Here is a 6,224-nt window from a genome sequence, read left to right on the forward strand (position 1 = left end):
GCGCATGAGGTGCCGGAGGCGGCGAAGAACCCCCTTGACGGCCCCATGCCACGGCTGTAACCCCCGCGCCAATGGCTAGGTAGCTCAGCTGGTTAGAGCACACGACTCATAATCGTGGGGTCGAGGGTTCGAGTCCCTCCCTCGCCACCAACAAAGTTCACAATATGCTGGAATGACTGAGATAACGGGCCTTGCCTAGCGGCTGATCCACCGTTTTTCGTACCAGAACGGTCTTGCAAACCGAAAAACGATCCTCGCGGCCCGCATGGTGCAGTCCACGCAACCCTGCTCTTCTGTCGGAAAGCAGGACGCGATAGTGCAAGTGATTCCCGATGCGGTCTCTGCTCCACCAATGATATCGCCTAATTTATTGTTTTAAAAACATAATCCACTTATCTTACGTCTTGCCAAGATTTCTTCCATCATCCCATTTTGGGATCAGGTGCCCGGTTGGTCGGCAAGCTCTTTCGACCCGACGTCATGACAACGAGCTCGCTAGGTTTGAGCCTCATTGGATCGGCTACCCAGCTCCCTCCCGTTCCGAGGCAACGGGTTGGACATAGTTGACGGGACTGGTGCAGGAAGTACCGAACTGCTGGTTGCGGTCATTCCAAGGAGACCTGTCGCTGCAACGCAACATTCCATTACTGGTCATCTGAAGGACGGCCCGTGCTGCGCTGCAGCTTCCCATAAGGCAGCCTTGAGCGTTTCCTCCAAGACCATATGGCCCTAGGCGCACTTGCCCATCAGATCGGAACGCAAGCAAAGCATGTCAGCGCTAGGCCGGAGAAGCTCGGGATCGAGCCTATCCCATTGCCGGCGCGCTACAACAAAATCCACAGGAGGGGCATTGTCGAGCGGGGTCTCTGTGCGCACATTGAAAACGATCTTCTATGACGAGCAGTCCAGCACAGCAGACTTTAGATCAAGCCCAGATTTCCTTTCGAGCTCAATCCATTATCAGAGCCACAACGACGCCATGATCATGCCTTAAGCTTGTCTTACGTTTTTGGTCTAGAATCGAAGATTGTCGTGGTGCTGATCGGTCTACACCGAGAGATTAGTTGAAAGGGTGAAAATGCGGTGGCTTGACCAGCTGAAGGGTATGCTTGGCGGCACGGCACAAACCACCACCCCATCTCTCCAGCCCAGGCGGCCCGCGGCAAGCACCCCGAAGCCGATCCCCCTAGAACAGATGAGCGTGCGGTCGCTGGTTGATGGAGATCTTTGCCGCATGAACGGCACCTTTCCAGGTCTGGGCGACGCTGCCGTTCACTACGTGCTGGATGGCGGGTCACGCGACGTGCTTGACCGATTGGCTGTGTCCGGCGCGGGCAAGCGGATCGAAGCCCAGGGCGCAAGCGCGCATTCGCAATCCGTCACTCTGGGCCGCTACTTTGTTCTGGGCATGATGCTGAGCCCCGAACCCGACCTTTGCGCGCGCTATACCGAGGTGCTGAACGCAAGCCTTGCCAGGGGGTATGTCCGGCCCTCTGCCTTGCCTGGCGTGCCGCTGCCCCTGCAGGACTACCTGAACAATCTTCTTTATGGCATTCACCATCTGACCACGACCGAACTGCTGGAGCGCTTCAAATCCAGCTTCCGGGCCGACGCGCTTTTGCCGTTCGCGCGGCAGTTCGGGGCCAAGACCGCCGACCTTCTGGTCGCGCTCTACAACGATCCGCAGACCCGCTATTCCTCATACTCGATCGCAAAGGTGCGGGAACGGCTGGACCGCAAGCCGCTCCTCCTTGCCGATCCTGCTGCGCTTGGCATTGCCGCCGCACGGCTGGGCGAGGCTGGCCGGATCAGCCTTGTGAACGATGTGGTCGCCTACAAGCTTGCCACCGAAGAGCCGGGGCTTGGCCTGGTCATGGACCTGGCCGGGAACAACCTCAAAGCCGTCCGCGAGGCGACGGCAAAGGCCGTGGCAACCATCGACCCCGCCCTGCGCGAGGCCGAGGCGCTGAAGCGCCTGAAAGCCGGCGATGCCACGATGCGCGAGGCAATGGCGGGGCTCCTCCTCTCGCTTGGCACCCCCACGGCACGGGCAGCGCTTGAGGCGCACTTGCCTGGCGAACGCGCCGCCGCCGTACGCGCGGTGATCGAGAGGCTGACCAAGGGCGAGGCGCTGCGATCAGGGGCTACGGATGCGGATGACGAAACCGGCTATGTCGCGCTTGGCGGCGTGCGGGTCGCGGTGCCGCCGGTCCGGCCCTTGCGATCGCACGACGGTACGAAACTTGGCGCCGACGACACTGACGCGCTGCGAGCGATCTTCGATGGCCATCTGGCGCAGCTGCAGGCCGAAGAAGCGACCCGCCTGGCGCGCTATCCCAATGCGTCACCGAAGACGATGCCGAAACCCGAGTCCGTGGCCTCGCTCACGGCCTTCCTGAACGGCGCCTGGGACGACCTAGGCTGGCGGTCCGACCATATCTTCCGCCGCTTCGCCAACGAAGGCGGGGGCAAGGCCTGGACCGAGCGGGCGCTGGAGCGGCTGTCGCAAGAGGCAGGCTTGCGCTTTGCGCTGTGCGTGGACAACTATCTTGACACGCTCCTGGCCGGCTACCGCCCGAATTCCGTCTCGGCCGGCGTCATTGCCGATTATGCTGCAGCGCCCGAGGGCGATCTGCGCCAGGTGATGCGCCTGATCGGCGAACATCGCCTTACCGTCCGCCATGGCACGTCCGCCGAGGGATCGACCGCCTTCCTGACCGGGCGGATCAGGCAAGACCGCTACGACCGCAATGACTGGCTGCGTGCCTTCCCGGCCGGTTTCCTTTGGCCCTGGATAGCCGGTCACTTGGCCGTATTGGAAGATGCCCTTAGACCGGCGCAGCTGGTGGGATCGACTGACCTGACCAAAGTGATCGCGGTGCTTAGGGTCCTTCCTGCCACGCCGGAGCGCCTGGTCGCGCCGCTTCTTGACCATGCGACAAGTACCAGCCGCGATGGCCGGGCCGAGGCGCGGACGCTGCTGGCCGATCTGCCAAAACTTGATGACCACCTCGCCGACATGCTGGCTGACAAGCGTCAGGCCGTCCGCGCGGTCGTCGCCGACTGGCTGGCCGACCGCCGGGCCAAGGCGGTGATCCCCCGGCTGGAAAAGGCGCTGGCGAAGGAGACCGCGGCCAAGCCCCGCGCCGCCATGCTGGGTGCGCTTCGCCGCCTGGGCGGAAACCTTGAACCCTTCGTTGGCGAGACGGTCCTGAACCGCGCCGCGGCCGAGGGGATCAAGAAGGCCGATTTCGGCCTGGTCGCCTGGATGGATTTCAAGGCAATGCCGCCCCTGACCTGGCGCAGCGGCGCGCCCGTCCCGCGCGACACTCAGATGTTCTGGCTTTACCAGGCCCTGCGCCTGAAAGCCCCCCGCGACGCCGAGATGTTCGCGGTCTACCTTGACCAGTGCGACCCCTCGCAGGCCCAAGCCTTCTCGGACTGGGCGTTCAACGCCTGGATCGACCGTGCCGAATTTGACGCCCCGCTCCGCGTGACGTGGGAGAACAAGGACCCGTGGCAGGGGATGCCGAAGTCGATCGAATCGAAGGGGATCCTGGCGCTTGGTATTGCGGCGGACGGACGGCATGCCGCGCGCCGCGTGCGGGCCTTCCTGAAGAAGCACGGCCAGCAATCGCAGCACTGCGCCGCGCTGATCGAGCTTCTGGCCGCCAAGGGCGATCCGGCAAGCCTGCAGGTCGTGCTGGCGGCGGCGACGCGCATCAAGCAGAAGTCGCTGCAAAAGCTGTCCGGCGATCTGGTGGCTGGCATCGCCGAAGACCGCGGCTGGACGCCCGAGGAACTGGCCGACCGCACCGTCCCCGACTGCGGGCTGGACGAAGACGGCGGCGCCGACCTGCCGCTGGGTCGGGGTCGCCCGGACTGCCGCATGGTGCTGAACGATGCGCTGGAACTGGTGCTGCTGAACGGTGCGGGCCAGCCGGTGAAAAGCTTCCCCGCCGTTGACACGCCCGAGACGACCGAGTCGAAAAGCCTCTGGGCCGCCACAAAGAAAGAGCTCGCCGCGACGGTCGAGATGCAGGCCGGGCGCCTGAACGATGCGATGATCGCGGGGCGGACTTGGGCCCTGACCGACTGGCAGCGCGATACGCTTGGCCACCCGATCATGGCGGCGCTGGCCTGTCAGCTGGTCTGGCAGGGCCTGGGCGAGGACGACCAGCCGCTGGCCACCTTCCGCCCGCTTACCGGCGGTGGCGCGATGGGACCGCTAGGCGACCGGATCACGCTTGACGGGGTCCTCCGCGTCCGTCTTGCACATGGCGCGCTTCTGACCGACGCGGACACCTCCGCCTGGGAGGCGTTTGTCAAACCGCGCCGGACCAAGCCGCCGATCACCCAGTTCGGCCGCCCGGCCCGGCGGCTGCACCCCGACATGGCCACACATACGCAGATCGCCGACCGCGAAGGCTGGGTCACCGACACCTTCACCATCCGCGGCATCGCCAAGCGTCTGGGCTATGACCGGGGCGAGATCGTCGACAGCGGCGGCTTCAGCACCTATGTCCGCCGGTTCGCCAGCGCCGGGTACGAGGCCGTGCTGACCTTCAGCGGCAGCGGCGTGCCGGAGGAGAACCTGCCCGCCTCGCCCCTGCATGTCAGCTTCCGCCCGATTGGCGGACGGGGCGAATTGCCCCTGGGCAAGGTGCCCCCGGTCCTTCTGTCCGAGGGCTGGAACGACTATCACGACCTCGCCGCCAAAGGCCGCTATGATCCGAATTGGCTGAAGCTGATGCCTTTCATGTAGCGGCAAGGATGGTGGCGATGACCCGGTCCGGGTCCTGCCACCAGTCCTTCAGCGGCACGGTCACCACGCGCCAGCCCGCCCGCTCCAGCAGGCTGGCCCGGGCAAGCAAAAGCTCGTCCAGCCCGCCCTCGCGATAGCGCAGCGCACTGTCCAGAAGGACCGCCGTCTGGTGCCGGTCGGCCCCCGGCGCGCGCAGTGCCAGATCGACGGTGAAGCTCGACAGACCCAAGCCCTCGCGCACCTCGATCCCCGCTGTACGCAACCGGTCGGCAATCTGCGACCGGGCGACATCCAGCGCCGACCCCTCGGCCCGCTCGGCCGCCGACGAGATTCGCCTCAGCGCGATCCGCGCCCCCGCCTCGTCGCCGACCGACAGGGTTTCGGCATAGCGCAGGAAGGTCTTCAGCGTGTTGGCCCCAAGGTTGTAGTCGTTGGTGATCGCATCCGACGTGATCGACGACACGATGACCATGTTTTCCTTGGCGCGCGAGAAGATCACATTCAGCCGCCGCTCGCCGCCCATCTTGTTGATCGGGCCAAAGTTCATCCGCATCTTGCCGGAATGGTCGGGCGCATAGCAGATCGACAGGATGATCACGTCACGCTCGTCGCCCTGGACGTTCTCCAGGTTCTTCACAAATAGCCCGATGAATTCGCCGTCCTCGGTCCGGTCGCGTTCCTGCTCCAGCTGGCGGGAAAACGCGGCGTCTTCCAGCGCCAGCGCCGCCAGCGCGGCTTCGATCTCGGCCTGCTGCGCCTCCGAAAAGGCCACGATGCCGAAGGTCTTGCCGCTGCCCTCGGCCAGAAGGTCGCGCAGAAGCCGGGCGATATACACCGCCTCCTGCATGTTGCGACGGGTGGAGTAAAGCCCGTGTGGCAGATGGTGGAAACTCACGGGGCGGGCGCGCAGCTCGGCTGCTGCAAGCGGCGGCTTGGTCGGATCGGGCACGGTGATCGGCGGTTTCGGCAGCAGCCGGTAGGTGGACGGAATGGTCAACAGCCGCTCGCGGTAGAAGGCGGCGTTGGAAAAACCGATCAGCTCTTCTGCACGCGATCGGTAATGCCAGCTTAGCATCACCGACGACAGCCGCTCGCCCGCCAGCGCAAGGAAGGAATCCTGCGCCAGTTCGAAATCGGGGTCCTCGTTTTCGGCATCGAAATCCTCGTCCGCCGCACTGGCGCCGAAGAAGTTGGTGGGTGGCAGCTGCTTTTCGTCACCGACGACAATCACCTGCGGCGCGCGAACGAGCGTCGGAATCGCATCCTCGACCGGGATCTGGCTGGCTTCATCGAAGATCACGACGTCGAAGATCGCGCGGTCAAGTGGCAGGATATCGGCGACGGATAGCGGGCTCATCAGCCAGATCGGCTTGAGGTCGGGCAAAAGCGCACCCGCCGGGCCATCCAGCAGTTCGCGGATCGACCGGTAGGCGCGGGTCTTACCAAACTCATGCTCCAA

At 64.5% G+C, this 6,224-nt stretch carries 2 protein-coding genes and 1 tRNA gene; 2 read left to right on the top strand and 1 reads right to left on the bottom strand.

The genetic code is table 11. From position 1 onward, the window contains the following. The first annotated feature begins 73 nt into the window (after positions 1-73). A tRNA-Met gene (locus ACRCSW_RS01955) sits at positions 74-150 on the top strand. Between the two features lie 1,084 nt (positions 151-1,234). After that, entirely contained in the window at positions 1,235-4,765 is a 3,531-nt protein-coding gene (locus tag ACRCSW_RS01960; protein ID WP_438702316.1) for a DUF4132 domain-containing protein, read from the top strand. Here ACRCSW_RS01960 and ACRCSW_RS01965 read toward each other — a convergent pair. Then, positions 4,758-6,224, bottom strand: a 1,467-nt coding sequence (locus ACRCSW_RS01965; protein WP_438702317.1) for an AAA domain-containing protein, incomplete at its 5' end; no start/stop codon positions are given. The two genes, ACRCSW_RS01960 and ACRCSW_RS01965, sit on opposite strands and share 8 nt — an antisense overlap.

The organism is Tabrizicola sp., assembly GCF_051645465.1.
In the GTDB taxonomy this organism is placed as follows: Bacteria; Pseudomonadota; Alphaproteobacteria; order Rhodobacterales; family Rhodobacteraceae; genus Tabrizicola.